This window comes from Paenibacillus sp. FSL R5-0749 (assembly GCF_038595085.1).
Lineage (GTDB): Bacteria > Bacillota > Bacilli > Paenibacillales > Paenibacillaceae > Paenibacillus.
In genome coordinates, this window is record NZ_CP152005.1 from 6,091,503 (window position 1) to 6,106,159 (window position 14,657).

Genomic DNA, 14,657 nt, shown 5'->3' on the forward strand with positions numbered 1-14,657 from the left:
TCTAACGGTTCACCCGCTTTCGCGCAGCGTCGTATTTTTCACTGGTCGAACGTACATGACGAATCAGCGGAAGCGCATCTGGCAAGCTCCCCTGTCCCATTCGTACAAGCGCTGATCTGTGATCGTCTAACTGCTGTTCCAACACAAGACCGAGTCTGGAGGCAATCTCTTCACTCTTGAGCGTCTTCCAGTCTTCCATCACAGGAGGGCCCGCCTGCATCGATATCTCCGGTAAATCGTGCTGGACCATCCCGTGGCACAAGGTTACCGGTACTGCGATGGCATTCGGAGAGCGACGAAGCAGCAATCCGATGCCTGGACGAAACTGAATCGGTCTGGCCTCCTGATGCAGAATTTCTCCTTGGGGGAAAATCCATACCCTTTTGCCCGAATCCAATAGTTCACTGGTGTACTGTAGAGAGGTCCGAATACCGGACGCACTCTCTTTATTGATTGAATATGCACCCAGTTTACGAAAAAAGGCATATTGCTGAAGTTGCTGTTCCTCCATCATCACATAATGATCTCCCCGTGATGTCTGCCTGGCCGCATGATAGAGCAGCAGACCATCCCACCAGGAGCTGTGGTTCATGAAGTAGATCACCGGGCGATTGGAATCAATCCGGGAGTCGTCCCTGGTATCCACCTGCGGGTCCAGTGACCCCGATAGCGTAAATGAACGGAAGCGCCGACGCAGCAGATAATAATGATTATATAAGGCAAAAATCCGATTAAACGGTTTTGATTTTACGGCGCGAATCATACAGCCAGCTCCCTTCGGCAAGAAGCATTCCTGCAATGGCGATGATAAAGCTGCCTGTAATTCCTTCCTTCAAGGCGAGTAAGCCGAATAGAAGAATAAAGAGCTGATACAGCCATTTTGCACGCAGCAATGAGCTACGGTCACCGGGCATGGCCGGAAGGAAGAGGGACAGGAATGCGCCCATGATATACCAGCTTATGTAATTGGTCCACGGGACCCCGTAGAATCCACCTGGAGCCTGCCACTCCCAGAATCCTCTTGCATGCGCGACAGGATCGAGTACCAGATCAAGAACCACCGCCCAAAACCCGGTCTTCACGGCTCGAAGCAGCTTGCCAGCCCAGGTTGAGCCACCGCCACTTAACAGCGCCGAGTTACCCACCACTGCGATCCAAGCAAAACCCAGCGTAACAGGCACACTGAACAGATGAATCCCGAAGAAGTCAGAGTAAGCATACTCACCAAAGGGCCAATGCGTATGCACCCCTACCCACTCCACGCCCATACCACCCAACCAGATGATCACGGAAGCGATCCACAGCCCGGGTTTCAACCAGATGACTGACTGGTCGGACAGACCTGTCCGATTGCGCCCCTGGTAGATCAGATCCAGCACATACAACGCATAGAAGATTAAGAATAAACCATTGGAAAAGGACAACACGTCCGGCACGCCGATCGTCAACATCAAGGTTGCTCCAATAACATACCAAGCCCAGTAAAGCCACTGAATCATCAGGATACCGCCGTTCGGGAGGCTTGATAGGCCAGCATCGGGTAACGTTTCACAATCGCACCCAGCATCTCCAGTTTCAATTCATCACTAACATATGCCCGTTTGGTATATACGTCATAGTCGTTACGCTCAACCGCATGTAGAATGGTGGAGTAAAAGGCTGCTGCCAGTTCAATCGAAAACGCACTTTCCGTCGGATAAGTATCCAATCGATCCATGCCAATACGGAACCAGTTCAATGCTGCCGCTTTTAACTCATGAATAATGGCAATAAAGCGTTCGTCCACGATCCCGTCTTCGAAGTCCTGCTCCGAGTAACCATGCTTCTCCATGATCTCCAGTGGAACATACCGGCGCACTCTGGCCCGATCTTCACCCACATCACGAATAATGTTAACGATCTGCATTCCTTTACCCAAAGCAATCCCGTTCATGGCTACTTCCGCGCCATTATCATCCCGCAATACAGGCAACAACATCTCGCCTACGGTTCCGGCTACCAGATAACAATAATGCTCCAGTTCCTGCATCGTTGCATAATGCGTTACTTTAAGATCGGTGAGTTGCCCTTCCATCTGACGGAAGAATGGCCCCTTATCCAGATGAGGGAAACTGCTAAACAACCATCTCAGTGCTGGCCAGATAAAGTGTCCTTCCGCTTCGTCCAGTCGATCAAATAAATCATGGATCTCATGAATCGTATAGGCCGATTGTTCCGGTTCATCCACACTGTCATCTATCATGCGGCAGAAGGCATAAATGACATATACCGCTTCCCGACGCGGACTTGGCAGCCCTCTAAAGGCCTGATAAAAAGAGGAAGAACCCTTTTGCATCAACTCTTCACACCTGCTCAAAATCGCTTCATTCATGTTCCCATCTCCTTCGTGAGTTGATTGACGGCCATACGTGCACTTTGCATCACAATCGGCACTCCGCCTCCAGGATGTACAGATGCTCCTGCGGCATATAATCCCTTGATATTCGGGAATGGTTTGGGTTGCGGACGGTATACACCGGACTGGAACAACACTGGCGCAATACCGAAGCTTCCGCCCCCATAGAGCCCGTCTCGCTCTGCGTCAGCGGGTGTGCGCACCTTTTTCCACTTGATCGCTGCCCGAAGTCCCGGGAATCCACGTTGCTCCGCTTCTTCCAGTACACGTTCTGCCAACGCCTCGCTCTCCTGCTCCCAGTCGACACCTTCGGCATCGGGTACGGGAATGAGGAAATACAATACACTCTGTCCTGAAGGCGCTGCCGTCTCATCCAATGCGACCGGATTAAATACGTAAAATGAGGACTTTGCCGGAATGCGTCGCTGATTGAACACTTCCTGTAAACTGCCTTCAAGACTTGGTGGCAGGAAGAACTGGTGCGTCGTTGCATCTTCCCAGGTTTTGTCCACGCCCACATAGAGCAATACACATCCGGAAGAGGGACGATACGGCTTTCTTTTACGCGCTACCTCTGATGATTGACCAAGCAAACCCGAAAGATGGGGGAAATCGCCATTGTAGATAACTGCATCCACATTTTCTGCGCCTGCTGCCGTTTCTATACCTTCACATACACCATTTTTAATCGTGAGCCCTGTAACTTCCGCATTCAGTACAACACGTCCACCACGTGAGATCAGTTCCTGTTCCAGAATAGCCGGTAATGCAGCATACCCGCCCTTCACCATCCAGATCCCATATTCATGTTCTGCATAGGGAAGCAGGGAGTAGATGCCTGGCGTCCCGAACGGCGATCCACCGATATATAGACTTTGTAGCGAGTAAGCATCTAGCAATTCCTCATGCTGAAAATAATCGCCCACCGCTTTCCGGACACTTTTGTGTGCACGCAATCTGCCCATAAGTGTCATGAGAGATGGTGTGAAGAAATCCCTTTTGCGCGGAAAAGCCCGTTCCAGAAACGCTGCCCGGCCTGCCGGAAACAACGTGTCCATGTCTTTCATGAACCGCGTGAACCCTCGACTCTCTCCCGGGAACAAACGCTCAATCTCCGCCGTCTGCTCCTCACGTGACGTCATCTTGGTCATGACACGACCACTGTGATAATGCACTCTATATAGGGGATCACAGCGAAGCAGTTCAATCTTCGAACGATCTACGCCGGCTTCTTCCAAGATGCCAAGTAACATTTCGGGAAGAAGCACGATGGTCGGCCCCTGATCGATCCGGTACTCTCCTTCCTGCTCGTAACCAATGCGTCCGCCGACGCGCGACCCCCGTTCATACACGGTGACATCCCATCCCTGACGGTTCAACAACAGTGCCGAAGTAAGTCCGCCAATCCCTGCCCCTACAATGGCGGCCCGCTTCATGAATGCCCTCCGGCTTCTGCCGTCTTCACATAAGAGGATGGCTTGGAGCGCGTGCGCGCGTCCTCTTCCTGGATCAGCCTCACGCTGATTCGAGCCGATTCAAAGATCGTTGGCAAACCGCTGCCCGGATGTGTTCCTCCTCCAACCAGCCATACGCTTTTCAACTCTTCAAACTGGTTATGGGGACGCAGGTACATCATCTGACCCAGATTATGCGCCATGTTGAATGTTGCTCCGCGGTACACATCCAGTTCAGTCTCCCAGTCGAGTGGAGTGAACAGCATACATTCTTCAATCCTGCTGCGAATGTCTGCCAGCTCAGGAATGCCTTCCATGCGCTTCATCATGGCCTCCTGCACATTCTCACGTTCTGCTTCCCAATCGATGTCTGCGGTAAGGTTAGGCGTAGGCATCAGAACATATAAAGCAGATTTTCCTTCCGGTGCCAGTGTCGAATCGAGTCTGGAAGGGTTATGAATATATAGAGATGGATCGGCTGACAACATTTTGTGCTTCGTAATCTCATCAACGTTCAACCGGTAGTCCTCTGGAAAATAGATCGAGTGATGCGGCAGGTCCACTTCACCATCCACCCCCAGATACAGCATCGCTGTAGAGCAGGAGTACTTTTTGCGTTTCATTTTCTCCGGGGTATATTTCTTAAGTACGCCCGGTTCGAACAAATGGTTCACCGCATGTGCAAAGTCGGCGTTCACGACCACATGGTCCGCTTCAATGCGTTCACCGTTCTCAAGCAACACACCTTCGGCACGACCCTTGCGAACGATGACCTGTTTCACCGGGGTGGAAGTATGTATCCTTCCTCCGTATTCTTCCACGACATCAGCCATGGCCTGGAAGATCCGATTCACACCGCCAATGGGGTGGAACAATCCGTAGTGATGCTCGATGAACGATAGTATGGTAAACGTACCCGGACAATCCCAGGCAGACATGCCAAGGTATTTGGATTGGAATGTGAATGCCCAGCGTAGACGCTCGTCTGTAAAATAGCGGGACAAGATTCCATAGACCGTGTTGTGGACATCAAGCTTAGGTAGAGCTGTTACCGCGTCTTTGCGTAGATAGTCCGTCAGCTTGCCAAAAGGACGGCGGAGCAAAGGCATGACTTTGCCAAACTTCACTTCTTCTTCTTGCATGAACCGAAGGTAATGGTCTTCATTGCCCGGGAACAATTCCTTAATCTGCGCGGCTGTATCTTCCCGATTACGAGAAGGTGTGAACACCTTGTCACCAAAGTTCAGTGCGTACAGTGGGGTTAACTCTTTCATATGCACATAATCGGATAACTTGCGACCCACCACGTCGAACATCTCTTCAATCAGCTGAGGCATCATCAAAAATGTAGCGCCCCGGTCGAATCGATATTCACCCAGTTCCAATCTGGCAGAACGCCCCCCGATGACTGGCTGTTTCTCATATACATCTACTTCGTACCCCTGACCGGACAATAGCATCGCTGCTGCGAGTCCACCCGGACCCGCGCCAATCACAGCTGCACGTTTGCGTTGTTGATTCGGTATCATGCCACTCACCTCTCTATGTAGGGAATTCCTATAGTTCTCTAGCCCCTAGCCTATTATTAAACCGCCCAAGAACACTTTAAGCGGTAACCAGCAAAAACATTATACAAATATAATACAAATATTATACGACCTTGTAAACCAAAAAATGACCCATCGGTCAAATTACGAGAATACTCCAATCAAAAAAGCAAAAAACACCCCTTGATCACTTTCGTCAAAGGATGTCCTGTATACACTAGCTTATTCATTGTCATTTGAGATCATACTTAATTATTTGCCTGTCCAAACCTCGCACCAGGTGGTTGCTCTGTGAGATACTCACGTTCTATCCATGACTGCCAATCTGCTGAATCCTCAGGCATGATCCATTGCGGGTAACGAGCATGTTCTGCACGCTCATAGCCTTTCCCACCAAGTACGAAGCGAATATGTGGAAATTCATTTTTAATCCGCTCTATAAGTTGATCGCACCGTTCAAGCAGCCCCGGACTTGTGATCGAAAGGCAGACCAACTTGATCTTTTGCTCCCGGATAATCGGGAAAATGCCTTCTTCCGGCGTGTTCGCTCCGAGATACAGTACTTCTGCTCCATTTTTACGCATAAAGAGAGAGAACAGCAGCAACCCAACCTGATGATGCTCCCCTTCCGGACACAACGCCAGAACTTTGGGCAGATGCGGATAGATCGGGAACAGATGGAAAAACTGATAAAACCGCTGTGAAATCAGCTGAGTCATGAAGTGTTCCTGAGCGACCGAAGCCCTGCCTTGCTCCCATGCATCTCCAACCCGAACCAGTATGGGAACCAGCACATGATAGAACATCGAATCGTACCCGTACATGGTGAAACCAAAATCAATCAAACCATTGGCACGTTCACCCTGAAAGTTGTAGAGCGAGTCATAGATCTGATCTGCCATCCGTTCGTATGCTTCTTCCATTGAAGGCACCGGAGCCATGATCGGAATAGGCGCAGCTGCCTCGGGTGGGTTTAATTTGTTTACTTTCAACATCCGTACCGCTTCCGAGATATTAGTCTGATGCAGCTCTACCTGTTCTTTCAACCAGCGCAGATCCTCAACATTCTCTTCGGTATACATTCGATAACCCGATTCCGTCCGCTCAGGGGTGACCGCATTATACCGATTCTCCCAAGCCCGGATTGTTACCGCCCTGATATCGAGCATGGCTGCGACTTGTTTGATGGAATACACCTTATTACCCACTTTCTTTCCTAATTGTCCAGATTTCACAGGTTATATCCTTGGTTCCCCGTCCTTGTCAGGCATATGAAAACCCTAACATTCTACAAAAATAATACACTCATTATACACAACGCTCAGACACCTGTCGATTGCATCCTGCCAATTTGCTATATGTACTATACGGCTACATTCGTTATTCTACCGGGTTATCCTGCGTCAACGTTATCATTCGTGTGGTAATAGAAGTCAGCACGTACAGAAGGGGGAGTCCACCGTTGGTCTCATTGCGCCGCCATACATCAGACCGCAAGTCTTCACGCGGCAAATTTCCATACATACGAACAGGGATCGCCCTATTGGTCCTATGGCTCATCGCCGTCATGCTCTATCAGACCTATAAACCATTGCCACCGGGCATTTCCTACGAAAGTCCGGAGTATCGTGTGGATCAAGTCGAATTCCTGCATGACCTGACCTATCCTTCCTCCGACGGACAGATGCAGCATGAACAGCAGATCTTTCAGCGCATGATGCAGATTGTGGAGGAAGCAGAGCAGTTTGTCCTGGTCGATATGTTCCTGTTCAATAATTATCAACACAAGGGACAGAACTTTCCTCCCGTAAGTACTGAATTTACCGAAGCTCTGGTCGCCAAAAAAAATCAGCATCCTGATATGGACATTTGGTTTATTACAGATGAAGTAAATACCAACTATAACTCAGCACCGAATCCGTTGCTGGAACAAATGAAACAAGCAGGCATTCATGTAGTCATTACGGATGTGGACCCTTTGCGTGATTCAACTCCGGTATACTCTGCGGTCTGGCGAACCTTCTTCCAGTGGTTTGGCCAATCCGGGGATGGCTGGATCAAGAACCTGATGGCCACAGATGGTCCAGATGTCACTGTGCGTTCCTATCTCAAGCTGCTCAATGTGAAGGCGAATCACCGCAAAGTTGTTGTTAGTGAAAAGACGGCGATTGTCTCTTCCGGCAATATCCATGATGCGAGTGCTTACCACTCGAACATTGCATTTGAAGTAACAGGTCCAGTCATAGGGGATATTCTGCAATCAGAGCAAGCTGTACTTGATATCTCGGGCGGAGGCCAGGTTCCTGCCTACACAGCTCCTTCGAAGAATTCAAACACGGGAGATTTGCGAATACGCTATTTAACTGAAGGCAAAGTGAATGACGCTGTTCTCCATGAAATCAATCAGGCTGGCAAAGGTGATACCATATGGATGGGCATGTTCTATGTGGCCTCTCCAAAAGTATTGGAAGCCCTGTTGGAAGCCGAAAAACGAGGAACCGACATCCGGCTTGTACTTGATCCTAATGAGAATGCCTTTGGTCAGGAAAAAATCGGCATTCCGAATCGCCCTGTCGCCGCCGAATTGCATGATAAATCCAACGGTAAAATACAGATCCGCTGGTATAACACCACCAAGGAGCAGTACCACACCAAGATGATTTATATTGCCAAGGCAAGCGGAGATCATATCGTGCTCGGCGGTTCAACCAACTTCACACCCCGAAACATGAATGACTACAATCTGGAGAATGATCTATGGGTTGCTGCACCTCCAGACAATAAGTTCACGCGCGATATCGCGAATTATTTTGAGCGTATTTGGAATAATGATGATGCCGAGTTCACGTTGGACCTGGATGAGTTTCAGGAGAAGACCACGTTCTTGAAAGGTATCCTTTATAAGTTGCAGCTGATTTTGGGTCTTACGACCTTTTAGACAAGCACCACATTCATACCTGTATCCGCCTGTACTCTCGTGTGCAGGCGGATATTTTCATCTTGACAGGTGATGTGAAGTGTGAAAATATAATTACCTAACGACCGTTAGGAAGGTGATCTGATGACTGCACAATCCATTCGGGATGCAGCCCTGTTCCATTTTGCCAGAGATGGCTATGAGGGGGCTTCACTACGAGCTATAGCTGATGAAGTCGGGATTAAAAAACCGTCCATATATGCACATTTCAGCTGCAAGGATGACTTGTTTTTGCACACCCTGGCGTTTGCTTTTCACGAAGTAACACGGCACACACTCGAATATTTCCGTGATCATGAGGATCTGCCATTGGAGCAGAGGCTGAAGGGTTTGCTGATCTGGTTCGAACAAGAATACAATGCACACGCCTCTGCTCGCTTGATGCTGCGCAATTGTTTCTACCCACCACTTTCCCTGTATAGCGAAGTGATGGATCTGGTGTATCCGTTTATCGATGGTATGGAACGTGCGCTAACTCGTTTGCTGCAACGGGCAATACGTCATGGGGATATTTCACCCATTCCCGCGGAGCAGGCCGCCATTGCATTCATGACGTTTCTCGACGGGATTACCGTTGAGATCATCTATGGAAGTTCCCGTCGGTACAAGAGACGGTTGGAAGCATCCTGGCCTGTCTTCTGGCATGGCATTCATCATCTGAACGAAGAGGCACGAAGTGTTGTGCCGGAAGGAGATTCAACATCATGAACCGCAACTGGTTATATGTATTTGTCGGTGGCATTATTGAGATTGTCTGGGTAAGCGGGCTGAAACATGCCTCGAATGCCTGGGAGTGGACTTTGACGGGGATTGCCATCGTGATCAGCTTTGGACTGATTATTGCTGCTTCCAAAAGACTGCCTGTCGGTACGGTGTATGCCGTCTTTACGGGAATTGGTACGGCAGGTACCGTCCTTACGGAAATGGTCTTATTCGGCGAACCGTTCCGCTTGGCCAAAGTATTGCTCATTGGATTGTTGCTCTGCGGCGTAATCGGACTGAAACTGGTTACGGATCAGCAAGAAGCCAAAGGAGGTGCAGTATAATGGCTTGGATGGCAATTGTGGGTGCAGGGATATGTGAAATTTTCGGCGTGATCGGTATTAATGGTGCTTCTACTCGCAAAGGCTGGCCTTATATCGTACTGATGCTGGTATCGTTTGTGTTTAGCTTCTCGCTGTTATCTTACGCCATGACGTCCATTCCCATGGGCACAGCGTATGCGGTATGGACCGGAATCGGGACGGTAGGCAGCACGTTAACAGGCATGTTCCTGTTCGGTGAACGGAAAGAAGCGAAGCGTATCCTGTTTATCGCGATGATTTTGGTTGCAGCGGTTGGTTTGAAACTGATCACGTAACGGAACAACTGAATTACACTTTATAACTCCGATTGCAGTACCACTTTCCGATCGCTGTTATCCCCAGATTTCTTTGATTTCCTTTGAAGAGTGATAAATCCGGTGATAGCATATGCTTCCGAAGAAGCTTTCTTACAGAAAGCTTTAAGGCGAACACTCCGTTTGTTGGTTCTGCAATCTCCGTTATCGTGTACTTCTTAGCTTCCATTAGGATATCTATTAAATTCTGTAAAATAAAAAAGACGACTTCGATCAGGAAGTCGTCTTTTTTCGGATATGATAGAAATAGGGAACCTCCCTATACACTGCTACGTAAGAAAGGAGGGTTAATGTTGAAAAAATTATTGGCACGCTTTGGCTCTTATACTGGGTATGCCCTGCTGATCGGCATGGCTATCTTCTATCTCATCGCGCTAGTCGCCATTATTATACTCGCCTTGTACTCCTTCACTGGAGGAGCCTAAATTAAACGTTCTTGATAGCAACACCCCATCGTACATACAGGCTACACCTTGTTACATGTTGTTCTTTTTCCCTTTGATCATCCTCTTTCCTCCATATTATTTTTCCAATTTACTCCCATTTGAATTCCTTTAACGAGATCGTTTATACTTGGTTTGACCTTAAAGTCAATTCAAGAACTCACAAGTTCCCTGATGAGGTGAATGTATCGTTAATGAACCCTATACATGAGATGAATGAGAAGAAAAAACTCATCATTACTACAGCACTCAAGCTATTCTCATCCAAAGGCAGTGCTGCAACATCCATGCAAGAGATTGCTGAACTATGCGGGATGTCCAAAGGCAGCCTTTATATCATGTTCAAATCCAAAGAGGAACTGGAAGCCAGTACGCTGGAGTACTGCATGTACACGCTGATGGACGAGATGACGCAGATTGAGCATGAAACCAGCCTCTCCCCGCGAGAACGCCTGCACAAGCAGATTGAAACTCTGCTCATTCATGTAGCCGAATTCAAGGAATTTTTGCGGGTACAATTGCGAAGCATGATGATGGATGATGAACAGCAACGCAAGGAACAATGCCATCCACAGCAAAGAGATCTGGAGATCCGTACCTTACATTGGTTCAAGGATAAGCTGGAAGAGCAGTATGGACCGGAGATTGAACCATATACGATTGATCTTATTTTGTTGACACACGGACTGTTCCTCTCCTACGTCAAAATCTGGTTTACAGAGATGCCTTCTCTCACCGTTACCAAAATGGCAACAAACTTGCTGCAAATGATGGATTATGCCGCACATGGATTCCTTAACCAACGACCTGAGCCTTTGATTCCGTTGGAGGAATGGCCTGCCTGGATTACCGAGGCCCATCCAGATTCCACGGTGATGCGACATCCTATCCATATCATCAAACAAATGCAGGATGTCGCCGCCTCCGATTTGCCCGCAGGGCAACCGAAGAATGATGTACTTGAAACCATTGCCATTCTCAGACAGGAGATGATGGAATTCACGCCGCGGCGTGCCATTATTCTGGGCATGATGCACAATCTGGAGAACGTAACTGCCATTCAACCCTTGCATTCCGAGCTTCAGCATATTTTGGATGCCATGTATAGCCGGTTCATCCCTGCTGACTCGTCACACACATAAACAGGAGAAACAGAGAGGAGAAGAAACCATCGTATGAAAGGTATTATTAATTTTTCACTGAACAACAAGTTTGCGATCTGGATTCTGACAATCATCATCTCATTCGCAGGTTTGTACAGCGGATTGACGATGAAGCAAGAGACCATTCCGAACATCAACGTACCGTTTCTGAATGTCACTGCCATTGATCCGGGGGCTGCACCGGAGGGAATTGTTGAAGATGTCACGAAGCCGCTGGAAGTAAAGCTGCGGAATGTTGATGGCGTTAAGACGGTTACCTCCACGTCCATGGAGAATGCAGCATCCATCACACTCGAATTCGATTATGGAACAGATCTGACCAATGCAACGGCAACCGTTCGTGAGGCACTGAATGAAGTACAACTGCCTGACAGCGTACAGAAGCCGACCATTTCCAAGTTCAGCATTAACTCGTTCCCGGTTGTATCCCTAAGCCTGTCCGACAAGGACGGTGGTGACCTGGAACAATTGACACGACTGGTTGAATCGGATATTCAGCCTGCACTCGAAGACATTGAAGGTGTAGCTCAGGTTCAGGTGTCAGGTCAATATGTAAAAGAAGTTCAATTGAAGTTCGATCAAGCCAAAATGGCCGAGCTGGGCCTAACGGAAGACACGGTAAACGGCATCGTTCAAGGTTCATCCATTCGTGTGCCCCTGGGACTGTTCGAACTGGATAAATCCCAGAAAGCCGTTGTCGTAGATGGCAACATCGTCGACATCGATGATCTGAAAAACCTTGCCATTCCAGTCGTACCCGGCGGTGCCGGCGCTTCTGCAGGCAATGGCTCAAGCGCAGCTCCACAAGGCTCTGGAGCACCAACAGGTGAAGGCTCCGCGGCTGGTGATGCAGCTCAAGGTACAGCTCCTGGCTCTGCACAAGGAACAGACCCTGCCGCAGGCCAAGCTGCTGGCGGTAACGCCAGTGTAGGTAGTCCTTCTGGTGCTGCCAATGCGCCGGGCATTCCAACTGTAAAGCTAAGTGAAATTGCCAAGATCGAAGTCATCGGTCAAGCGGAATCCATTTCCCGGACAGACGGTAAGGAATCCATCGGTATTTCCGTTGTAAAATCCAACGATGCCAACACGGTTGATGTCGTGAATGCAGTTAAAGACAAAGCGGAAGAATTGCAGAAGCAGTTCAAAAATGCAGACCTGACTGTACTTCTCGACCAAGGTAAACCGATCCAGGACTCGGTGAACACGATGCTGGGCAAAGCTGTTTTCGGTGCTTTGTTTGCCATCCTGATCATCTTGCTGTTCCTGCGTAATATTCGTTCAACCATTATCTCCATTATCTCGATCCCGCTCTCCTTGCTCATGGCATTGACTGCGCTCAATATCATGGATATTACCTTGAACATGATGACACTGGGTGCCATGACGGTTGCCATCGGACGGGTTGTCGATGACTCCATCGTTGTTATCGAGAACATCTACCGCAGATTAACACTCAAAGGAGAGAGACTGAAAGGCCGTGAACTGGTCCGCGAAGCAACGCGCGAGATGTTCATTCCCATTCTTTCTTCCACGATCGTAACGATTGCGGTATTCCTGCCACTGGCATTGGTAAGCGGTATGGTTGGTGAGCTATTCCTGCCATTTGCATTGACCATGGTATTCGCCTTGCTGGCATCCCTGATCGTTGCCATTACCATCGTGCCCATGCTTGCGCATTCCCTGTTCCGTAAAGGACTCAAGAACAAGCAGAATCACGAAGAAAAACCAGGCAAGATGGCGGAAGGTTACAAACGCCTGCTAAACTGGACCCTGTCACACAAACTCATTACGGTCAGTATTGCAGTGATCCTGCTGGTCGGCAGTTTGTTCCTGTACCCATTCATCGGTGCAAGCTTCTTGCCGGAACAACAGGATAAATATGTGACAATTACGTACAACCCGCAAACCGGAGCTTTGCGTGAAGATGTAGAAAAAGAAGCACTTGTTGCCGAGAAGTGGTTGCTGAAACAACCGGGTCTGGAGAAAATGCAATATTCCATCGGTGGAAGCAATCCACTGAGCAGCATGGGTGGCGGCAGCTCCAACTCGGCTCTCTTCTATATTGAATATAACAAAGATACAAAAGACTTCACCAAAGTGAAGGAACAGCTTGTCGAAGGATTGAAGAAAGAAGTTACCGTAGGAACCTGGAATGAGCTCGACATGTCCGGCGGTCTGGGTGGCAGTGGCCTGAGCCTATCCATCTATGGCGATAATGTAGAGCAGCTCAAACCTGTATCGGACGAAATTCTGAAACTGGTTGAAGCGGATACGGATAATTTTGAAAAAGCAGACACCACACTCGCTGACACTTACGGGCAATATACGCTCGTGGCAGATCAGGAGAAACTAAGTTCCTTGGGTCTGACTGCTGGCCAACTGGCCATGGCATTGAGCCCGGTACGGGAACGCCCTGTGCTCACGGAAGTTGATATTGATAACAAAACGTATAAAGTATATGTAGAGACAGACGATAAAACATTTAGCAGCATTCAAGAGATTGAGGATGAAACCGTCACTTCACCGCTTGGCATCCAAGTACCAATCAAAGATGTTGCCAAAGTGGAAGAAGGCACCTCCCCGAACTCCATCATGCAAATTGATGGTAAGGTGGTTGTACAAGTGACAGCCAACATCCTGGCTTCGGATGTAACGAAGGCTTCAAGTAGCTTACAGGCTGAGATCGACAAGTTGGATCTGCCTGACGGCGTTGAAGTGAAGTTCGGCGGTACAACCGAACAGATTAATGATACCTTTACTCAGCTTGGTCTCGCCATGCTGGCAGCCATCGCCATTGTATACTTCGTGCTTGTTGTAACGTTCGGCGGCGGTTTGGCACCATTCGCCATCCTGTTCTCCCTGCCATTTACGGTGATTGGTATTATGGTAGGTCTGTTCATCGCTGGGGGTACACTTGACGTCTCCGCCATGATGGGTGGACTGATGCTTATCGGGATCGTGGTCACCAACGCCATCGTGTTGATCGACCGTGTTATTCACAAGGAAAAAGAGGGTATGCCTACCCGTGAAGCCTTGCTGGAAGCCGGTGCAACACGTCTGCGTCCAATTCTGATGACCGCTCTCGCAACCATCGGCGCCCTGTTGCCATTGGTTACAGGTCTCGAAGAAAGTGCGGGGATCATCTCGAAAGGATTGGGAATTACCGTAATCGGCGGTCTGATCAGCTCCACGCTGCTTACACTGGTTATCGTACCGATTGTGTATGAGTTCCTGATGAAATTCAAAAAGAAAAGAATTGAAGATTAAGAAGTAGAGAGT

Annotated in this window: 13 protein-coding genes; 7 read left to right on the plus strand and 6 right to left on the minus strand. The window is 48.8% G+C overall.

From position 1 onward, the window contains the following. Window position 1 precedes the first annotated feature (1 nt). The 6 genes from MKY85_RS27280 to MKY85_RS27305 all read right to left on the minus strand — a co-directional run bounded on the left by MKY85_RS27280 (window position 2) and on the right by MKY85_RS27305 (window position 6,631). Window positions 2–763 (minus strand): lysophospholipid acyltransferase family protein, encoded by a 762-nt coding sequence (locus MKY85_RS27280; RefSeq protein ID WP_342571219.1) that lies wholly within the window; start codon window positions 761–763, stop codon window positions 2–4. Then, a complete protein-coding gene (locus tag MKY85_RS27285) occupies window positions 732–1,499 on the minus strand; it encodes a carotenoid biosynthesis protein (protein WP_342571220.1) in 768 nt (255 codons plus the stop codon). Before MKY85_RS27285 ends, MKY85_RS27280 begins: the two co-directional genes overlap by 32 nt. Beyond that, the gene (locus MKY85_RS27290; RefSeq protein WP_342571221.1) at window positions 1,499–2,371 is read right to left on the minus strand and encodes a phytoene/squalene synthase family protein; all 873 of its coding nucleotides are present in this window, start codon (window positions 2,369–2,371) and stop codon (window positions 1,499–1,501) included. The genes MKY85_RS27285 and MKY85_RS27290 overlap by 1 nt, the downstream gene beginning before the upstream one ends. Further along, complete coding sequence (crtI, locus tag MKY85_RS27295) at window positions 2,368–3,831, minus strand: phytoene desaturase family protein (RefSeq protein WP_342571222.1); 1,464 nt, start codon at window positions 3,829–3,831, stop codon at window positions 2,368–2,370. The genes MKY85_RS27290 and crtI (MKY85_RS27295) overlap by 4 nt, the downstream gene beginning before the upstream one ends. Then, on the minus strand, window positions 3,828–5,378 hold the full coding sequence (gene crtI / locus MKY85_RS27300) for a phytoene desaturase family protein (RefSeq protein WP_342571223.1): 1,551 nt from the start codon (window positions 5,376–5,378) through the stop codon (window positions 3,828–3,830). Before crtI (MKY85_RS27300) ends, crtI (MKY85_RS27295) begins: the two co-directional genes overlap by 4 nt. Before the next feature lie 266 nt (window positions 5,379–5,644). Further along, complete coding sequence (locus MKY85_RS27305; protein WP_339257711.1) at window positions 5,645–6,631, minus strand: MerR family transcriptional regulator; 987 nt, start codon at window positions 6,629–6,631, stop codon at window positions 5,645–5,647. A 227-nt stretch (window positions 6,632–6,858) separates the two neighbouring features. Here MKY85_RS27305 and MKY85_RS27310 point away from each other — a divergent pair, with 227 nt between their 5' ends. From MKY85_RS27310 to MKY85_RS27340, 7 genes are all read left to right on the plus strand, one after another. Then, window positions 6,859–8,334, plus strand: a complete 1,476-nt coding sequence (locus MKY85_RS27310; protein WP_342571224.1) for a phospholipase D family protein — start codon at window positions 6,859–6,861, stop codon at window positions 8,332–8,334. Window positions 8,335–8,457: 123 nt separating this feature from the next. Next, window positions 8,458–9,081 (plus strand): TetR/AcrR family transcriptional regulator, encoded by a 624-nt coding sequence (locus MKY85_RS27315; RefSeq protein ID WP_339238242.1) that lies wholly within the window; start codon window positions 8,458–8,460, stop codon window positions 9,079–9,081. After that, window positions 9,078–9,419: a multidrug efflux SMR transporter gene (locus tag MKY85_RS27320; RefSeq protein WP_339238244.1), complete on the plus strand. Its 342-nt coding sequence runs from the start codon at window positions 9,078–9,080 to the stop codon at window positions 9,417–9,419. Before MKY85_RS27315 ends, MKY85_RS27320 begins: the two co-directional genes overlap by 4 nt. Further along, the gene (locus MKY85_RS27325; protein WP_062836933.1) at window positions 9,419–9,733 is read left to right on the plus strand and encodes a multidrug efflux SMR transporter; all 315 of its coding nucleotides are present in this window, start codon (window positions 9,419–9,421) and stop codon (window positions 9,731–9,733) included. Before MKY85_RS27320 ends, MKY85_RS27325 begins: the two co-directional genes overlap by 1 nt. A gap of 329 nt (window positions 9,734–10,062) precedes the next feature. Further along, a complete protein-coding gene (locus MKY85_RS27330; RefSeq protein ID WP_342571225.1) occupies window positions 10,063–10,197 on the plus strand; it encodes a hypothetical protein in 135 nt (44 codons plus the stop codon). Window positions 10,198–10,409: 212 nt separating this feature from the next. After that, window positions 10,410–11,357, plus strand: a complete 948-nt coding sequence (locus MKY85_RS27335) for a TetR/AcrR family transcriptional regulator (RefSeq protein WP_339257713.1) — start codon at window positions 10,410–10,412, stop codon at window positions 11,355–11,357. 33 nt (window positions 11,358–11,390) lie between these two features. Further along, window positions 11,391–14,645 (plus strand): efflux RND transporter permease subunit, encoded by a 3,255-nt coding sequence (locus tag MKY85_RS27340; RefSeq protein WP_342571226.1) that lies wholly within the window; start codon window positions 11,391–11,393, stop codon window positions 14,643–14,645. Window positions 14,646–14,657 lie beyond the last annotated feature (12 nt).

Bases quoted from the DNA above. Each gene is read 5' to 3' on its own strand.
- MKY85_RS27280 (WP_342571219.1), bottom strand. From the start codon at position 763: ATGATTCGCGCCGTAAAATCAAAACCGTTTAATCGGATTTTTGCCTTA.
- MKY85_RS27285 (WP_342571220.1), bottom strand. From the start codon at position 1,499: ATGATTCAGTGGCTTTACTGGGCTTGGTATGTTATTGGAGCAACCTTG.
- MKY85_RS27290 (WP_342571221.1), bottom strand. From the start codon at position 2,371: ATGAATGAAGCGATTTTGAGCAGGTGTGAAGAGTTGATGCAAAAGGGT.
- crtI (WP_342571222.1), bottom strand. From the start codon at position 3,831: ATGAAGCGGGCCGCCATTGTAGGGGCAGGGATTGGCGGACTTACTTCG.
- crtI (WP_342571223.1), bottom strand. From the start codon at position 5,378: ATGATACCGAATCAACAACGCAAACGTGCAGCTGTGATTGGCGCGGGT.
- MKY85_RS27315 (WP_339238242.1), top strand. From the start codon at position 8,458: ATGACTGCACAATCCATTCGGGATGCAGCCCTGTTCCATTTTGCCAGA.
- MKY85_RS27320 (WP_339238244.1), top strand. From the start codon at position 9,078: ATGAACCGCAACTGGTTATATGTATTTGTCGGTGGCATTATTGAGATT.
- MKY85_RS27325 (WP_062836933.1), top strand. From the start codon at position 9,419: ATGGCTTGGATGGCAATTGTGGGTGCAGGGATATGTGAAATTTTCGGC.
- MKY85_RS27330 (WP_342571225.1), top strand. From the start codon at position 10,063: ATGTTGAAAAAATTATTGGCACGCTTTGGCTCTTATACTGGGTATGCC.
- MKY85_RS27335 (WP_339257713.1), top strand. From the start codon at position 10,410: ATGAACCCTATACATGAGATGAATGAGAAGAAAAAACTCATCATTACT.
- MKY85_RS27340 (WP_342571226.1), top strand. From the start codon at position 11,391: ATGAAAGGTATTATTAATTTTTCACTGAACAACAAGTTTGCGATCTGG.